Genomic DNA, 17,640 nt, shown 5'->3' with positions numbered 1-17,640 from the left:
TAGTGGCAAAAAAATGGTATATTGTTCATGTCTATTCTGGATTCGAGAACAAAGTGAAAGCTTCCCTCGAAGAAAAGATAGCTTCTTCACCCAACCCGGACAAGTTCGACAAGGTGCTCGTTCCCACTGAGGAGGTTGTTGAACTGGTCAAGGGCAAACGCCGGACTTCATCGCGAAAGTTCTATCCAGGATATCTGCTCGTCAAGATGCATCTGGACGATGAAACCTGGCACATCGTGAACAATACGCCCAAGGTAACCGGTTTTCTCGGCGGAAGGGAAAAACCGACGCCGATATCTCAGGAAGAGGCGGATACCATACTCAACCGGATGGAGGCGGGGAAAAACCAACCGCAACCCAAATACTTTTTTGAAACCGGTGACGAAATTCGGGTCATCGACGGGCCGTTCACCAATTTTAACGGCACCGTGGAGGAAGTAAACCCCGAAAAGGGGAAAATTAAAGTGCTGGTGAGTATCTTCGGCCGTTCAACCCCGGTTGAACTGGATTTTGTCCAGGTATCGAAATTATAACCGCCCCGGCAGTTTTTACCATCTAACAGAATTTTAAGGGAATCGATCGAAAAATGGCTAAAAAGGTAATGGCTCAGATCAAGCTTCAGGTTGAAGCAGGCAAGGCAAATCCGTCGCCCCCCATCGGTCCGGCCCTCGGACAGCATGGTGTCAATATCATGGATTTTTGCAAGGCGTTCAATGCGCGAACCGCTAACGATGCCGGTATGATCATCCCTGTGGTCATCACCGTTTTCCAGGACCGCTCTTTTACCTTCATCACCAAAACACCGCCCGCGGCGGTGCTGTTGAAAAAGGCCGCAAAAGTTGCCAAGGGCGCCGGCGATCCCAAACGTGATCGCGTCGGTACGGTAACGATGGCCCAGGTTGAAGAAATCGCTAAGATTAAAATGGAAGATCTGAATGCCAACGATATGGCCGCCGCATGCAAAATTATCAGCGGGACGGCCAGAAGTATGGGGATTGATGTCAATTAGCTGTGCGGGTAATGCCTGATTGTCGATCCTGAAACAAAGAGATCGCAGCAAGACGAGGGCGTGAAGCTACAAATTATCAAGGAGTGAAAGTTAAAATGCCTAAGCGTGGTAAGAAATATAACGAATCATCAAGCAAGATCGAGTCTGCCAAACGTTACGACTTCACTGAAGCGATTGATGCTGCCATCTCCTCTTCTTACGCGAAATTTGATGAAACGATAGATGTGGCTGTGCGCCTCGGGGTTGACCCCAGACATGCGGATCAGATGGTCCGCGGCACCGTCGTCTTGCCAAATGGTCTCGGAAAAGAAGTCAAGGTCCTCGTTTTTGCAAAGGGCGAAAAGGAGATGGAGGCCAAAGAAGCGGGCGCCGAGTTTGTCGGCAACGAAGAACTGGTCGAAAAAATCAAGGAGGGCTGGTTCGGATTCGATAAAGCCATTGCGACGCCGGATATGATGGGCACCGTCGGAAAGATCGGTCGGCTTCTCGGTCCACGGGGGCTGATGCCCAACGCAAAAACAGGTACGGTTACCTTTGATGTGGCCAAAACCGTTCAGGAACTCAAGGCCGGTAAGATTGATTTCCGGGTCGAAAAAGCAGGCATTGTCCATGTCCCCATGGGAAAAGTCTCGTTCGGATCGCAAAAGATCGTTGAGAACCTTTCCGCATTTCTTGAAACCATTTTGAAGTTAAAGCCATCTTCCAGCAAAGGAACCTACCTGAAAGGGATTGCCGTGTCCACGACCATGGGACCCGGTATCAAAATCGATACTGCACTGGTTAAAGATTTGGTGAAATAGGAGTGCCGGCGGCCTCCTCTATTTCTTAGGCGAAAGCCATTTTTTAACGGCAGGCGTTAAAACGCCTGTCGAATCACGCTGTCAAAGACTGTAGGTTCACAACGGCCCGTTCTGTCAAGGGTATTTGTGTATAATCGGTTTTTACCGGCCTGCCGAGACGGAGTTGGATTGTACCATGAGCCTTCCCAGAACATCGTCGCCGTAACTATGGATGTTTCAGAAGGTACTCGCATAAATCAACGCCATCATGGGCCCTCCGGTTTTTGCAGATTAAGGAAGGGGGTGTAATCAAGCATTGGATATCAACGATAAAAAAAGAATTGCTGAAGACCTTCAAGAGCGCTTCAAAAAGTCAACCATTGTTATTTTGACCGACTACAAGGGGCTTGACGTGTCATCGATGAACACGTTGAGAAGGAAACTCAGGGAAGCCAACGCCGAATACCAGGTGGCAAAAAATTCGCTTCTTGTGCGTGCTTCGGAAGGCAACGATGTCACCTTGATCAAAGACCAGTTCAAGGGACCCAGCGCCATCGCACTGAGTTACGACGACCCTGTCGGGCCGGCAAAGGTGCTTACCGATTTCCTTAAGGAAAACAAAAAGTTTGAAATCAAGGTCGGCGTGCTTAACGGCAAGGTTATTGATTTTAACGGAATTAAAGCGTTGTCTTCGCTACCGTCCAGGGAAGTCCTTCTGGCGCAGGTGCTTTCTGCGATGAACGCCGTGCCGACGTCACTCGTAACGGCACTGAGCGATGTGCCGAGAAGATTGCTCAACGTGCTTCAGGCAATCAAGGACCAGAAAGAAGCGCAAGCCTGATCAAACCTGTTTGGTCAACCGATATCGAACAACTGAAAAATTATCAAATCTGGAGGAAAAACTACCAATGGCTGATATTACCAAAGAAGACGTTATTGAGTTTATAGCGAACATGTCTGTTCTTGAGCTTTCCGAGATGGTCAAGGAGATGGAAGAAAAATTCGGCGTTTCCGCCGCCGCTCCTGTGGCCATGATGGCCGCCGGACCTGCCGGCGAGGCTGGTGGCGAGGCCGCCGAAGAAAAGAATGAATTCGACGTCGTACTCATTGCCGCAGGCGACAAGAAGATTGCCGTGATCAAAGAGGTTCGCGCCATTACCGGACTGGGGCTGAAAGAAGCAAAAGCACTGGTTGACGAAGCGCCCAAACCGGTCAAGGAGGGAGTGCCCAAGGAAGAAGCTGAAAAGATCCAGGCTCAGCTCGAAGGTGCGGGGGCGCAGGTGGAACTCAAATAAGAAAAAAGTGGCGCCAGGCGCCATGAGGATGCGTAACATTCTTTTTTTACAATATAAAGCATTGAATGTGAAAATGGGGTGCAAAGGAGAATAATCCTTTGATCCCATTTTCATATTCCTCAATCTATCTATCGGAGTTGCCATGTCGAAAAGACCAACGGCGAACAAGAGATTTCGAAAAAGCTTTGGCAAAATAAAGAAAATTGTAGAAATCCCTGATTTGATCGGTATGCAACGGGACTCGTATCAGCGATTTCTCCAAATGAACGTTGCTCCCGAAAAACGGGAAGACATCGGTTTGCAGGCAGTTTTCAAATCCGTATTTCCGATCAAGGACTTTACTGGAAGTGCTTCTCTGGAGTTTGTGTCTTATCGATTTGCCGAAATCAAACATAGTGAGGAAGAGTGCGTCCACCGTGGCATGACCTATGAATTGCCGGTTCGGATAACGGTTCGCCTGGTGGTTTATGATACCGACAAAGATACCGGTGTCTCCAATATACGCGACATCAAGGAGCAGGAGATCTACTTCGGCACCATACCCCTGATGACCGCAAAGGGAACCTTCATCATCAACGGAACCGAGCGGGTGGTCGTCAGCCAGCTGCATCGTTCGTCCGGCGTTTTCTTTGACCATGACAAGGGAAAAAGCCATTCCAGCGGTAAAATTATCTACAGCTCCCGAATCATTCCGGTCCGCGGATCCTGGATCGACCTGGAAATCGACCCCAAGGATATTGTGTACATCCGGATCGACCGTCGGCGGAAATTTCCCGTTACGGTGCTGTTCAAAGCTTTCGGCTATTCGACCGAGGATCTGCTGAGTTATTTTTACAGTACCGAGAAGATCATCGTCGAAGCCAATGAGTATTATCGGCAGGTGTCCCCTGCCATATTGAAAGGCACGCGCGCTACCAAAGATGTGGTCGACCCCGGAAGCGGCGATGTTATCGTCAAGAAAGGGCGGATGTTCACCCAGCGGGCACTCAAGCAGATGTCCAATCTCGACATTACAAGCGTTCCCATTGAACGGGAAGATCTGCTCGATAAAGCCATTGCGTTTTCCGTTGCCGACCCGGAAAGCGGGGCGGTGATATCACAAGCGAACGATGTGGTGGACGAAAGCATGTTAAAGCTGTTCGAGGATTCCGGAATCAGAGAATTCGAACTGCTTTTTATCGACGGCGCCTCCAGCAGCGATTCCATCAGGAAAACGCTCCTGCTCGATAAGGTGTCCACCAAGGAAGACGCGCTGATCGAAATCTACCGCCTGCTTCGTCCCGGAAATCCGGCGACGCCGGAAGTGGCCCAGGATTTTCTGGATCACCTTTTCTTCAAGTCCTCATACTATGACCTGTCCGGTGTCGGACGATTGAAAATCAACCTGCGGCTGGGCATTGATACGCCCGTGAATGTCAGGACTCTGCGGAAAGAGGATATCCTGCTCACCGCCAGAACCCTGGTTGAACTTCGCGACACCCAGGGCGTGGTGGACGACATCGACCATCTGGGGAACCGGCGGGTGCGGGCTGTTGGGGAGCTGCTCGAAAACCAGTACCGTATCGGCCTGGTCCGCATGGAGAGGGCCATCAAGGAACGGATGAGCCTGCAGGAGGTCGATGCCCTGATGCCCCACGACCTGGTCAATCCGAAACCCGTTTCGGCAGTTGTTAAAGAGTTTTTCGGCACAAGCCAGCTCAGTCAGTTCATGGACAAAACCAACCCCCTGTCCGAGACGACCCACAAACGCCGCCTCAGTGCATTGGGACCGGGCGGACTGACGCGGGAACGGGCCGGCTTCGAAGTCCGTGACGTTCATCCGTCCCACTACGGACGCATTTGCCCCATCGAGACGCCTGAAGGGCCCAACATCGGACTTATCGTTTCGTTGAGTACCTACGCCAAAGTGAACGATTTTGGTTTTATCGAGACGCCCTACCGGGTGGTCGACGATGCGACTGTCTCCAAAGAGGTTAAATTCCTGAGCGCTTTTGAAGAGAAGGACCATCCCATCGCCCAGGCAAATGCCCCCATCAATGATGACTCCCAGTATATCAACCCGACGGTCACGTCCAGGGTCGCCGGTGAGTTCATGATGGTCGAGCGGGACAAGATTGAGCTGATGGACATCTCGCCCAACCAGCTGGTAAGCGTTTCGGCATCACTGATTCCTTTCCTCGAAAATGATGACGCCAACCGCGCGCTGATGGGATCCAACATGCAACGCCAGGCGGTTCCCCTGATCAAGGCCGAAGCGCCCCTGGTGGGAACCGGCATCGAGGGCGTCGTGGCCAAGGATTCCGGTGTCGCGATCGTTGCCAGCCGTGACGGCGAAGTGGTTGATGTGGATGCGTCACGGATTGTTCTGCGCCATGATTCATCCGAGGCCGATGCCGACAAGCAGGTCACCATATATAACCTGCATAAATTTGTCCGTTCCAACCAGAACACCTGTTTCAACCAGCGACCCATCGTCAAAAAAGGCCAGTTCGTCCAGGCCGGTGAGATCATCGCGGATGGCCCGGCCACCGAGCAGGGAGAGCTTGCTCTGGGTAAAAACGTCACCGTGGCCTTCATGCCCTGGGGGGGATACAACTTCGAGGATTCCATCCTTGTCAGCGAGCGACTGGTGAGAGACGGTGTCTATACGTCCGTGCATATCGAAGAATTCGAAGTGGTGGCAAGGGACACGAAACTCGGAAAAGAAGAGGTCACCCGCGATATACCCAATGTGGGTGAAGAGGCGTTGAGAAACCTTGACGACAGCGGGATCATCCGGTTGGGCGCCGAAGTCAAACAGGGGGATATCCTTGTCGGCAAGATTACGCCCAAGGGGGAGACTCAGCTGTCCCCTGAAGAAAAACTGCTTCGGGCAATTTTCGGAGAAAAGGCCGGCGATGTCAAGGACACTTCTCTGCGGGTGCCGCCGGGTGTGGAAGGCATCGTCATCGATGCCAAAATTTTCTCACGGCGCGGTGTCGAAAAAGATGAACGTACCCTGGCTATCGAGTCCGCTGAAATGGCGGCCATGGAGAAGAACAAGAACGATGAAATCAAAATCATCGGTGAGAGCGTCCGGTCCCAGCTGGAAAACCTTCTGGATGGAAGCAAATGCGCCGCCCCGCTGAAAAAAGGGAAGAAGGTTTATCTGGCGAAAAACACGTCCATCGGGGCGGGCAGCCTCAAGGAGGTCCCGGTTGCCGATCTGGAGGGGCTGCTTTTCGATGACCCGGTGCTTACCGAAAAAGTCCACCAGGTGCTGGAGGTCTACCGTGCCCAGGTGGCCCGTTGCCAGGAAGAGTTCGAAGGCCGGCTGGGGCGCTATGAAAAGGGCGATGAACTTCCGCCGGGCGTCATCAAAATGGTCAAAGTCTACGTGGCCATGAAGCGCAAGCTGTCCGTCGGGGACAAGATGGCCGGTCGCCATGGAAACAAGGGCGTTGTCTCCCGGATCCTACCCGTTGAAGACATGCCCTACTTCGCCGATGGAAGAACCGTCGATATGGTGCTCAACCCGTTGGGTGTACCCTCACGAATGAACGTGGGCCAGATCCTTGAGATTCATCTGGGCCTGGCTGCAAAGGGACTCGGCGATCAACTCAATGCACTGTACGAAGAGAGCAAAACCAAGGCGCTTCGTGAAAAGCTGGGCAATATCTTTGACGAGGCGGCCGGCGATCTCAAAAATATGAGTGACACGGAGATCAAGAATCTGGCCGCTTTTTACCGGAACGGCGTTCATATGGCGACGCCGGTATTCGACGGCGCCAAAGAAGAGGAACTCAAGAAACTGCTGGTCGAGGCGGATTTGAGCCCCACCGGGCAGACGACCCTCTATGACGGCCATACCGGAGAGGCGTTCAAGGAAAAAATTACCGTCGGCACCATGTACATGCTCAAGCTTCACCATCTGGTCGATGACAAGATTCACGCCAGATCCATCGGACCTTACTCGCTGGTTACCCAGCAACCCCTCGGCGGCAAGGCCCAGTTCGGCGGACAGCGTCTTGGCGAGATGGAGGTCTGGGCCATGGAAGCTTACGGTGCCGCTCATGCCCTGCAGGAGTTTTTGACGGTCAAGTCTGATGACATGGCCGGCCGTACGCGAATGTACGAAAAGATCGTCAAAGGGCAAAACGTCCTGGAACCGGGTATTCCCGAATCGTTCAAGGTGCTCACCAAAGAGCTCCAGAGCCTCGGGCTGGATGTAACCCTTCTCGAAGAGTAATCGGGCGGTTCCGGTTCCTTTTAACGTGGCATTCCTTTGAATATCCTTAACGCCTTTACAAGGAAATAGTTATGGAAACACTATATGATTTTTTCTCCAAGCCGACAGACCCCAGGCGTTATACCGGCGTCAAAGTTTCCCTGGCCTCCTCGGACCAGATCCGACAATGGTCCCATGGTGAAATAAAAAAGCCGGAAACCATCAACTACCGGACCTTCAAGCCCGAACGGGACGGACTTTTCTGTGCCAAGATTTTCGGGCCGACCAAGGATTACGAGTGTAATTGCGGCAAATACAAGCGCATGAAGCACCGGGGCGTGATCTGCGAGAAGTGCGGCGTCGAAGTGATTCAGTCCAAGGTGCGCCGGGAGCGCATGGGCCACATTGAGCTGGCCACACCGGTTTCCCACATCTGGTTTCTTAAAAGCCTGCCCAGCAAGATCGGCAACCTTCTCGATATTACGCTCAAGAACATGGAGAAGGTGCTCTATTTTGATTCCTACATCGTTGTCGATCCCAAAGACACTGCCCTGACACGGGGCCAACTGCTGTCGGACGACAAGTATCAGGAGGCCATCGAAACATACGGCCTGGGAAAATTCGAAGCCGGCATTGGTGCGGAAGCCGTCAAGGCCCTGTTGGAAAACATTGAACTCGACGAACTCTACGTGGAACTTCGTCAGGATATCCGTGCGACCAACTCCGTGGCCAAACGGCAAAAGCTGTCCAAGCGTCTCAAAATTGTGGATGCGTTTATGCGGTCCGGCCTGGAGCCCGTGTGGATGATCATGGACGTTATCCCCGTGCTGCCTCCCGACCTCAGGCCCCTTGTGCCGCTTGAAGGCGGGCGGTTCGCTACCTCCGACCTGAACGATCTCTACCGCCGCGTGATCAACCGCAACAACCGGCTCAAACGGCTCATGGATCTGAAGGCGCCGGAAATCATTGTCCGCAATGAAAAACGGATGCTGCAGGAATCGGTGGATGTCCTCTTCGACAACGGCCGTCACGGCCGGGTGATCACCGGAACGAACAAGCGCCCCCTCAAATCATTGAGCGATACCCTGAAGGGAAAACAGGGCCGTTTCCGCCAGAACCTTCTCGGGAAACGGGTGGACTACTCCGGTCGTACGGTGATTACCGTGGGGCCGAACCTTCGTCTCCATCAGTGCGGCCTGCCGAAGAAGATGGCTCTGGAACTGTTCAAACCCTTTGTCTACTATCGGTTGGAACAAAAAGGCCTGGTCTCCACCGTAAAAAGCGCCAAGAAGATGGTCGAGCGGGAGGTTCCGGAGGTGTGGGACACGCTCGACGAAGTCGTCAAGGAGTACCCGGTGATGCTCAACCGTGCGCCGACCCTGCATCGTTTGGGTATTCAGGCCTTTGAACCGACATTGATCGAAGGCAAGGCCATCCAGCTTCACCCGCTGGTCTGTACGGCCTTCAATGCCGACTTCGACGGGGACCAGATGGCCGTTCACGTTCCCCTGTCCGTCGAGTCCCAGATCGAAGCCCGGGTGCTGATGCTATCCAGCAACAATATCCTTTCTCCGGCCAACGGCAGTCCCATTATCGTTCCCAGCCAGGACATCGTTTTAGGGTTGTATTACATGACCCGTGGCAAAGACGGCTGCAGGGGGGAGGGGCGGATCTTTTCCAACCCGGAAGAAGTCCGGGCGGCCTACGACGACCGGGCTGTCGAACTGCATGCCAATGTTACGGTCCGGATCGATCGGCAACGGGTGGAAACCACTGTGGGCCGGCTCCTCCTGTGGGAGATCATGCCCAAGGAGGAAGTGGTTCAGTTGCGCCACATCATGATCGGCGACGAAAAAATAATGGCCAAGGTTGCCAAAAAGGCCCAGGCCGGAGAAGACTTTTCTGATCTCGTTGCCACTTATTCCGAAAGCCCGGACAAAGAAAACAACGGTGACATCGGGCTCCTGAAAAAAGACGAGGTCATGCGGTTATTCGGTGTGGCATCGGATGACGCCGATGCGCTGTTCAGCCTGTCGGCCGACGACATCTCACCCATCATGCCCGGTGATGGGGGAATCCACCTTTTCCAGATGGTGGAACGACGCCCGGAAATCCCCTTTGACATTATCAACAAGGTTATGGACAAGGGCTCCCTGCGCGGACTGGTCGATTACGTCTATCGGAACCTGGGCGCAAAAGCCACGGTGATCCTGGCGGACCGCCTCAAAGATATCGGGTATAAATATTCCACCAAAGGCGGCCTTTCCATCTCCATCGACGCCATGATCATCCCCAAGAAAAAGGGGACGATACTCAATCGGGCGGAGACGCAGGTTGTCGAGATCGGGCGGCAGTATACCGAGGGGCTTATCACCCAGGGCGAGAAATACAACAAGGTGGTCGACATCTGGGCCAAAGCGACCGACGATGTGGCCAATGAGATGATGGACGCCATGAAGGTTGAAAACCTCTATGACAGCGACGGCAACCCCAAACTCGACACGTCTGGCCAGCCGTTGCAGGCGGAGAGCTTCAACCCCATCTACATGATGGCCGACTCCGGAGCCCGTGGCAGCAAGGACCAGATGCGCCAGTTGGCCGGAATGCGCGGATTGATGGCCAAACCTTCCGGTGAGATCATCGAAACACCGATTCAGGCCAATTTCCGCGAAGGGCTGTCCGTACTCCAGTATTTCATCTCCACCCATGGCGCCCGCAAGGGGCTGGCGGATACCGCCTTGAAGACCGCCAACTCCGGATACCTGACCCGCCGACTGGCGGACGTGGCCCAGGACTGTGCGGTGATCGAGCACGATTGCGGCACCATGCTCGGTGTGGAAGTGGAACCGCTGCTCGAAGGCGGCGAGGTGATTCAGCGCCTCAGCGAGCGTATCCTGGGACGGACCACGGTGAACGATGTACTGGACCCCTTCACTGATGAAGTGGTGGTGCGCGCCGGCCGGGAAATTGATGAAAACGATGCCCAGAAAATTGAAAATGCAGGCGTTACCACCGTCCTGATTCGTTCCGCCCTAACCTGCCGGACCAAGCATGGTGTCTGTGCCAAGTGCTACGGCCGGGACCTGGCCCATGGAAGAACTGTCGAGATGGGCCAGGCGGTGGGCATACTTGCCGCCCAGTCCATCGGTGAGCCCGGAACGCAGTTGACCATGCGGACATTTCATATCGGCGGCACAGCCAGCCGGCGGGTTGAACAGGCGGACATTCGTGCACGAACCGTCGGGAAGATAAAATTCGTCGACCTCAATGTGGTCAAAAATGCCGACAACGAGCTGGTGGTCATGAACCGGCGGGGAGGTGAATTTGCCATTGTCGGTGAGAACGGTCGTGAGCGGGAGCGTTGCCCGGTGATCTATGGTGCGCATATTGTGGTTCAGGAAGGCCAGGCCGTGAGTCCGGGCGACCTGCTGGCCGTTTGGGATCCTTTCACCACCCCGATTATCACCGAGGTCAATGGACTCGTTAAGTTCGGAGACCTGATCCCGGGGAAAACCATTCAGGAGAAGGTGGACCCGGTGACTGGTAAGTCCAGTCGGACGGTCATCGAATCCAAAACCGCTGAAGAGAGACCCCGTATTTCCATCAAGGGGGATGACGGGAAGACGGCCAAGCTCTCCCATGGATCGGGGATGGCACGTTACATGCTGCCGGTGGATGCCATTATCCTGGTGGAAGAGGGTGACCCCGTTAAAGCCGGCGACATCATTGCCAAACTGCCCCGGGCCACCACCAAGACCAAGGATATCACCGGTGGTCTCCCGCGTGTTGCCGAGCTGTTTGAGGTGAGAAAACCCAAAGAAGTGGCGGTTCTGAGTGAAATTGACGGGTATGTGTCCATTTCAAAGGCCACTAAAAAAGGGAAGCAGCGGGTCACCATCACGCCTGTCGACGTCGGCGACAAGAAGGAATACCTGATCCCCCGGGGTAAGCATATCAATGTGTACGAAGGTGACTACATCCGGGCCGGCGAGCCGCTCATCGGCGGCGCCGCCAATCCCCAGGATATCCTCAAAATCAAAGGCGAGGTGGCTCTGGCCAAGTACCTGGTGGATGAAGTCCAGGAGGTCTACCGGCTCCAGGGCGTCCGTATCAACGACAAGCACATCGAAGTCATCGTGCGGCAGATGATGCGCCGGGTTAAAGTGGTTGATATCGGAGACACGGATTTCATCCTTGAAGAGCAGGCGGACAAGATCACCTTCGAGGAAACCAACGAAGCGATCATCGCCAAGGGGGGCAAACCGGCCATTGCCGAACCGCTGATCCTGGGGATTACCAAAGCGTCATTGAGTACGGACAGCTTCATTTCGGCAGCTTCCTTCCAGGAAACCACCAAGGTGCTGACCGATGCCAGTATTGCCGGTGCCGAAGACGAACTGCGAGGCCTCAAGGAAAACGTCATCATGGGCCGGATCATTCCCGCCGGTACGGGGGTCAGCGAATACCGCGACCTTTCCGTGGCGGCGAAAGCTGCAGAGTGACGGGCCCGAATGGTGGAATCTTAAAAAATTATCTTGACAAGTGACGGCCGAAACTATACATAGCCAGTTTCTGTGCGCGAAGAAAATCGATGTCAAAGACCAGCTTAAGGGGTTAAAATGCCAACAATCAACCAGCTAGTGCGTAAGGGTCGGAAACGGGTTGAAAAAAAGACCAATACACCGGCACTGAAGGGGGCGCCGCAAAAAAGAGGCGTGTGCACCCGAGTTTACACTTCAACACCCAAAAAGCCCAACTCGGCGTTGCGTAAGGTTGCCAGGGTCCGTTTGACCACCGGCGTTGAGGTGACCGCTTATATTCCCGGTATCGGACACAACCTTCAGGAGCATTCGGTGGTGCTGGTCCGGGGCGGGCGCGTCAAGGACTTGCCCGGTGTCCGCTATCATATCGTTCGCGGGACGCTGGATACCCTGGGCGTTGATGGCCGGCGGCAGGGACGTTCCAAGTATGGTGCCAAGCGGCCGAAATAGCCTGGCTGATATTCGAATATTAATAAAAATGGATTGAGTTATGCCGAGAAGAAGAGAAGTGCCGGAGCGGTTGATCATCCCGGATGCCAAATACAAGAACAAACTGGTCTCCAAGTTTATCGCCTCCATCATGCGCGACGGGAAAAAGAGTACGGCCGAAGCGCTGTTGTACGGGGCCTTTGACATTATCAGTGAAAAAACCAATGAGGATCCGCTCAAAATTTTCGAAAAGGCGCTGGATAACGTCAAGCCGGTAATCGAAGTCAAGTCGCGGCGTGTGGGCGGGTCCACCTATCAGGTCCCGACCGAGGTCCGTCCTTCCCGGAGAACGGCCCTGGGGATTCGCTGGGTGATTGGTTATGCGCGGGGTCGTGGAGAAAAAGGATTCGGTGCAAAACTGGCCGGTGAGTTGATGGACGCTGCCAACGGCCGTGGCGCTTCCGTGAAAAAACGAGAGGATACGCACAAGATGGCGGATGCCAACAAGGCGTTTGCCCACTTCCGCTGGTAACGATCCACATCCATTATATATTATCTGCACTAGGTTTTGAGCGCCGACCAGGCCTGCTAACTGCCTGACGATCAAAGCCTTTTGCCTTGTTGGGGTAACTGTACCCGCAAACAGGAGGACCGGGAGATGGCGAAGGAAAAATTTGAGAGGACGAAGCCGCACGTAAACGTAGGGACCATCGGTCACATTGACCATGGCAAGACGACATTGACGGCTGCGATCACAAAGTTGAGCGGTTTGAAGGGGATGGCGGATTTTATTCCTTTCGATCAGATTGACAAGGCGCCTGAAGAAAAAGAGCGTGGAATCACGATCGCCACGGCCCACGTCGAGTACGAGACGGCCACTCGCCATTATGCGCACGTGGACTGCCCGGGCCATGCGGACTACATCAAGAACATGATCACCGGTGCAGCCCAGATGGACGGCGCGATCCTGGTCGTCGGAGCCGATGACGGCCCGATGCCCCAGACGCGTGAGCACATCCTGCTGGCCCGCCAGGTGGGTGTCCCCCGGATCATCGTATTTTTGAACAAATGCGACATGGTCGACGACGAAGAGCTGATCGAGCTGGTGGAGCTGGAGCTGCGCGAACTGCTGGACAAGTACGAGTTTCCCGGCGACGACACCCCGATCATCCGCGGCAGCGCCCTCAAGGCCCTGGAGTCCGATGATACGGAGTCTGCCGAAGCCAAGTGCATCTTCGAGCTTCTGGATGCCATCGACGCCTACATCCCCGAGCCCGAGCGCGATGTGGACAAGCCGTTTCTGATGCCCATCGAGGACGTGTTCAGCATCTCCGGCCGCGGTACCGTGGTGACGGGGCGTGTGGAGCGCGGCATCGTCCATGTGAGCGACGCGGTAGAGATCGTGGGTATCCGCGAGACCACGAAGACGGTGTGTACGGGCGTGGAGATGTTCCGTAAGCTGCTCGACGAAGGTCAGGCCGGTGACAATATCGGCGTTCTGCTTCGCGGCACCAAGCGTGACGAAGTCGAGCGCGGCCAGGTGGTGGCGGCACCGGGAACGATTACGCCGCACACCAAGTTCAAGGCCGAGGCGTATATCCTGAGCAAGGAAGAGGGCGGTCGTCATACGCCGTTTTTCAACGGATACCGTCCGCAGTTTTACTTCCGTACCACGGATGTGACCGGTATCCTGAATCTGCCTGAAGGCGTCGAGATGGTGATGCCTGGCGACAACGTGGCCATCACCGCCGAACTGATTACGCCGATCGCCATGGAAAAAGAGCTTCGGTTCGCCATCCGTGAAGGTGGCCGTACGGTGGGTGCCGGTGTCGTCAGCGAGATAATTGAATAAAAAGAGAGTCGATAACGATGATAATGAACTCCAAGATCAGGATCCGGCTCAAAGCCTATGATCACAAGCTTCTGGACCAGTCGGCCAGTGATATTTTCGACACTGCCCGGAAAACCGGTGCCAAAGTGGTGGGGCCGATCCCCCTGCCGACCAAGATTAATAAATTCTGTGTCCTCCGTTCCCCCCATGTGGATAAAAAATCACGGGAGCAGTTCGAGATGCGGACGCACAAGCGACTGCTCGACATACTCGAGCCGACACAGCAGACCGTTGATGCGCTCATGAAGCTTGATCTGTCTCCTGGCGTTGATGTGGAGATCAAACTTTAACACGGGATAAGTGAGATGTGTAAAGGAATAGTAGGAAAAAAACTGGGCATGACCTCTGTCTATGCGCCCAATGGAAAATACATCCCCGTCACCGTTTTGAAGGTGGGACCATGCGTGGTCACTCAGATCAAGAACGACAAGACAGACGGATACAAGGCGCTCCAGTTGGGGTTCGGCGACAAAAAAGAAGCCAAAGCCACCAAGCCGCTCAAGGGGCATTTCGAAAAAAGCGGCGGTGCATGCTTCTCCACACTGAAAGAAGTCGGTGTGGATGACCCGGACAGCTACACCTTGGGGCAGAATATCGGTCCTGAAATTTTCGCCGTCGGAGAGAAAGTCAATGTTACCGGCAGCTCCAAGGGCCGTGGTTTTTCCGGCGTCATCAAGCGCCACGGCTTCGGCGGCGGACGGATGACCCACGGTTGCAAGAACCACCGGGTCCCCGGATCCATCGGCTGCAGCGCATGGCCGGCAAAAGTGATTAAGGGAAAACGGATGCCCGGGCAGTACGGCGTAGAGACCAAGACGGTGCGGAACCTTGAAATCGTCGAAATTCGCCCTGACGAGAATCTCATCCTTCTGAAGGGACCCATCCCCGGATCCCGTTCAGGAATCGTAACGATTAACAAGGTCCTGTTCGCCTAGTCGAACGGACTTCAGGCCGCCTTCAGCCTGGTGTGCCCCTCTCATTGGGAGACACACGGCTGCGGGGGCGCAGTGGACGAGGAACATTATGGCTGTTGTCGATGTAGTAAATGTTGCCGGAGATGTCGTATCCCAGGCTGAATTGAACGATGAGATCTTCAATGTCCCGGTCAAAAAGAGCGTCCTGCATCAGGTCGTCACCGCACAGCTGGCCGCCAAACGGGCGGGGTCGGCATCCGTAAAGCGCCGTTCCGACGTCAGGGGGAGCCGGCACAAGCTCTACCGGCAAAAAGGAACCGGGCGGGCAAGAAAAGGTGACATCAAATCCCCGGTTCTTCGCGGTGGCGGTGTGATTTTTGGGCCGGACCCCAGGGATTTTTCGAAGAAGGTGCTGAAGAAAGTCCGAAAGCTGGCCCTGAAAATGGCACTGAGCAGCAAGGTGCAGGAAGAGCAGCTGGTGGTTGTGGACAAGATCGATCTCGACGAAATCAAGACCAAGGTGTTTGCCGGGATCATGGCGGACCTGAACACCGAGAAGGCGTTGATCGTCACCGCTGAGAAGGACGAAAGGCTGGAACTGTCTTCCCGCAACGTGCCCGGGGTCAAAGTTCTTCAGGCACAGGGGATGAACGTGTACGACATCCTTAAATACCCTAAACTGGTTCTCCTGCAGCCGGTTCTTGAAGGGATAGAGGGGAGATTGGGCTGATGAACCAGTATGACATTATCAAAAGACCCGTCATCACCGAAAAGACCAATATCCAGAAAGAGGAGAACAACCAGATCTCCTTCGAAGTGGACAAGCGTGCAAACCGTGTCGAAATAGCCCGAGCGATCGAGAAAATCTTCAATGTCAAGGTGGCCAAAACACGTACGGCCCATGTCAAGGGGAAAATAAAGCGACGGGGGCGGATACTAGGGAAACGCAAGGACTGGAAAAAGGCGGTCGTTACCCTGATGCCCGGCGAACGGATTGATTTTTTTGAAGGTGTATAGACGCTAGGAGTATAACGATGGCAGTGAAAAAAGTTAAACCGACAAGCCCCGGGCGACGGTTCCAGAATTACGCCGGTTTTGAGGAAATCACCAAGACCACGCCCGAAAAAAGCCTGCTGAGGATCCTCAAGAAATCGGGGGGTCGCAACGCCAACGGACGGATAACCAGCAGGCGACGGGGTGGCGGTCACAAGCGATACTACCGCATCATTGACTTCAAGCGGGATAAAGACGGTGTCCCAGCAAACGTTGCCGCGATCGAGTACGATCCCAACCGGTCAGCCCGAATTGCCCTGCTGCACTATGCAGACGGGGAGAAACGATACATTATTGCACCCTTGAAGCTTTCCGTCGGGGATACGGTCATGTCAGGCCCCGAGGCGGATATTCAGCCGGGCAATGCGTTGCCCCTGTCCAAGATTCCCTTGGGCACCCACATCCACAACATTGAACTGCGCCTGGGCAAGGGCGGTCAGATTGTTCGCAGCGCCGGCACTTTTGCCCAGCTGATGGCCAAAGAAGACCGCTACGCACTGGTGAAACTGCCTTCGGGTGAAGTGAGGATGGTGCTGCTCAACTGCAAGGCAACGGTGGGACAGCTCGGCAATGTCACCCATGAAAACATATCCCTTGGAAAAGCGGGAAGAAACCGTTGGAAAGGGCGACGTCCAAAGGTCCGCGGTGTAGCGATGAACCCGGTAGACCATCCCATGGGCGGCGGGGAAGGCCGCTCATCCGGTGGTCGGCACCCCTGTTCTCCCTGGGGCGTTCCCACCAAGGGGTTCAGGACCAGGAAGAACAAACGCACCGACCGCTACATCGTGAAACGGCGTACGAAATAATATTTGCGCTTCTGGGCAGCCGTCACAGGGCCGGATGTTCAGATTGAAAATGATTATCATCAGGAGACAACATGCCACGCTCGTTAAAAAAAGGTCCTTTTATTGACCCAAAACTATTCAAAAAGGTGACCGAAGCGCAGGGCTCCCGCAGCAATCAGGTAATCAAAACCTGGTCGCGGCGGTCGACCATACTGCCTGAAATGGTCGGCATCACCCTCGCCGTTCATAACGGCAGAAAGTTTATACCGGTGTTCGTCACAGAAAATATGGTTGGCCATAAACTGGGTGAGTTTTCTCCGACGCGGACCTACTACGGGCATGCAGCGGACAGGAAATCAAAGGTAAAAAGATAAAAAAGGAAGGCCCTAAATGGAGGTCAGAGCAACACAACGATACGTGCGGATATCACCTCAGAAAGTGAGGATGATCGTCGATGCCATCAAGGGGAAGCCTGCGGAGGCAGCGATCAACGCACTGAAATTCATGCCGCAGAAATCAGCCGGCATCGTTGAGAAAATCGTTCGATCCGCTGTTGCCAATGCGGACCAGAATACGAGCATCGATGTCGACGAGCTGGTGGTCAGGAATCTGATTGTCGATCAGGGACCTTCCCTGAAACGGTTTAAGGCGAGGGCCAGAGGAAGAGGGTCGCGTATACTTAAAAGAACCGCTCACATTACCGTCGTGTTAGCCGAAGGTTCGGTACAGTAAGGAGG

17 protein-coding genes are annotated in these 17,640 nt (G+C 54.4%); all 17 read left to right on the top strand.

Annotation, left to right across the window (positions count from 1 at the left end):
• The first annotated feature begins 2 nt into the window (after positions 1–2).
• The 17 genes from nusG (at position 3) to rplV (ending at position 17,635) form a co-directional block, all read left to right on the top strand.
• Positions 3–533, top strand: a complete 531-nt coding sequence (gene nusG, locus DSCA_RS10595) for a transcription termination/antitermination protein NusG (protein WP_155316407.1) — start codon at positions 3–5, stop codon at positions 531–533.
• Positions 534–586: 53 nt separating this feature from the next.
• A complete protein-coding gene (gene rplK, locus DSCA_RS10590) occupies positions 587–1,009 on the top strand; it encodes a 50S ribosomal protein L11 (RefSeq protein WP_155316406.1) in 423 nt (140 codons plus the stop codon).
• 95 nt (positions 1,010–1,104) lie between these two features.
• Positions 1,105–1,809 (top strand): 50S ribosomal protein L1, encoded by a 705-nt coding sequence (gene rplA / locus DSCA_RS10585; protein ID WP_155320378.1) that lies wholly within the window; start codon positions 1,105–1,107, stop codon positions 1,807–1,809.
• A gap of 295 nt (positions 1,810–2,104) precedes the next feature.
• Positions 2,105–2,629, top strand: coding sequence for a 50S ribosomal protein L10 (rplJ, locus tag DSCA_RS10580; RefSeq protein WP_155316405.1), 525 nt, complete (start codon positions 2,105–2,107; stop codon positions 2,627–2,629).
• Between the two features lie 67 nt (positions 2,630–2,696).
• Positions 2,697–3,083 (top strand): 50S ribosomal protein L7/L12, encoded by a 387-nt coding sequence (gene rplL, locus DSCA_RS10575; RefSeq protein ID WP_155316404.1) that lies wholly within the window; start codon positions 2,697–2,699, stop codon positions 3,081–3,083.
• Positions 3,084–3,225: 142 nt separating this feature from the next.
• Complete coding sequence (gene rpoB, locus DSCA_RS10570) at positions 3,226–7,311, top strand: DNA-directed RNA polymerase subunit beta (protein ID WP_155316403.1); 4,086 nt, start codon at positions 3,226–3,228, stop codon at positions 7,309–7,311.
• 71 nt (positions 7,312–7,382) lie between these two features.
• The gene (rpoC, locus tag DSCA_RS10565; protein ID WP_155316402.1) at positions 7,383–11,792 is read left to right on the top strand and encodes a DNA-directed RNA polymerase subunit beta'; all 4,410 of its coding nucleotides are present in this window, start codon (positions 7,383–7,385) and stop codon (positions 11,790–11,792) included.
• Positions 11,793–11,909: 117 nt separating this feature from the next.
• Positions 11,910–12,281 carry a 30S ribosomal protein S12 gene (rpsL, locus tag DSCA_RS10560; protein WP_155313299.1) on the top strand — a complete coding sequence of 124 codons (372 nt, stop codon included), beginning with the start codon at positions 11,910–11,912 and terminating at the stop codon, positions 12,279–12,281.
• A 40-nt stretch (positions 12,282–12,321) separates the two neighbouring features.
• A complete protein-coding gene (gene rpsG, locus DSCA_RS10555) occupies positions 12,322–12,792 on the top strand; it encodes a 30S ribosomal protein S7 (protein ID WP_155316401.1) in 471 nt (156 codons plus the stop codon).
• Positions 12,793–12,918: 126 nt separating this feature from the next.
• Positions 12,919–14,112 carry an elongation factor Tu gene (gene tuf, locus DSCA_RS10550; protein ID WP_155320377.1) on the top strand — a complete coding sequence of 398 codons (1,194 nt, stop codon included), beginning with the start codon at positions 12,919–12,921 and terminating at the stop codon, positions 14,110–14,112.
• Positions 14,113–14,129: 17 nt separating this feature from the next.
• Positions 14,130–14,441 (top strand): 30S ribosomal protein S10, encoded by a 312-nt coding sequence (gene rpsJ / locus DSCA_RS10545; RefSeq protein ID WP_456236724.1) that lies wholly within the window; start codon positions 14,130–14,132, stop codon positions 14,439–14,441.
• 15 nt (positions 14,442–14,456) lie between these two features.
• Positions 14,457–15,086 (top strand): 50S ribosomal protein L3, encoded by a 630-nt coding sequence (rplC, locus tag DSCA_RS10540; RefSeq protein ID WP_155316400.1) that lies wholly within the window; start codon positions 14,457–14,459, stop codon positions 15,084–15,086.
• Between the two features lie 88 nt (positions 15,087–15,174).
• Positions 15,175–15,795 (top strand): 50S ribosomal protein L4, encoded by a 621-nt coding sequence (gene rplD, locus DSCA_RS10535; RefSeq protein ID WP_155316399.1) that lies wholly within the window; start codon positions 15,175–15,177, stop codon positions 15,793–15,795.
• The gene (rplW, locus tag DSCA_RS10530; RefSeq protein WP_155316398.1) at positions 15,795–16,082 is read left to right on the top strand and encodes a 50S ribosomal protein L23; all 288 of its coding nucleotides are present in this window, start codon (positions 15,795–15,797) and stop codon (positions 16,080–16,082) included. Before rplD ends, rplW begins: the two co-directional genes overlap by 1 nt.
• Positions 16,083–16,099: 17 nt before the next feature.
• Positions 16,100–16,924 carry a 50S ribosomal protein L2 gene (gene rplB / locus DSCA_RS10525; protein ID WP_155316397.1) on the top strand — a complete coding sequence of 275 codons (825 nt, stop codon included), beginning with the start codon at positions 16,100–16,102 and terminating at the stop codon, positions 16,922–16,924.
• A gap of 71 nt (positions 16,925–16,995) precedes the next feature.
• A complete protein-coding gene (gene rpsS, locus DSCA_RS10520; protein ID WP_155316396.1) occupies positions 16,996–17,277 on the top strand; it encodes a 30S ribosomal protein S19 in 282 nt (93 codons plus the stop codon).
• A gap of 16 nt (positions 17,278–17,293) precedes the next feature.
• Positions 17,294–17,635 (top strand): 50S ribosomal protein L22, encoded by a 342-nt coding sequence (gene rplV / locus DSCA_RS10515; RefSeq protein WP_155316395.1) that lies wholly within the window; start codon positions 17,294–17,296, stop codon positions 17,633–17,635.
• Positions 17,636–17,640: the final 5 nt, after the last annotated feature.

The organism is Desulfosarcina alkanivorans, assembly GCF_009688945.1.
GTDB classification, from domain to species: Bacteria; Desulfobacterota; Desulfobacteria; order Desulfobacterales; family Desulfosarcinaceae; genus Desulfosarcina; species Desulfosarcina alkanivorans.
This window is presented reverse-complemented; position numbering and strand designations above follow the sequence as displayed.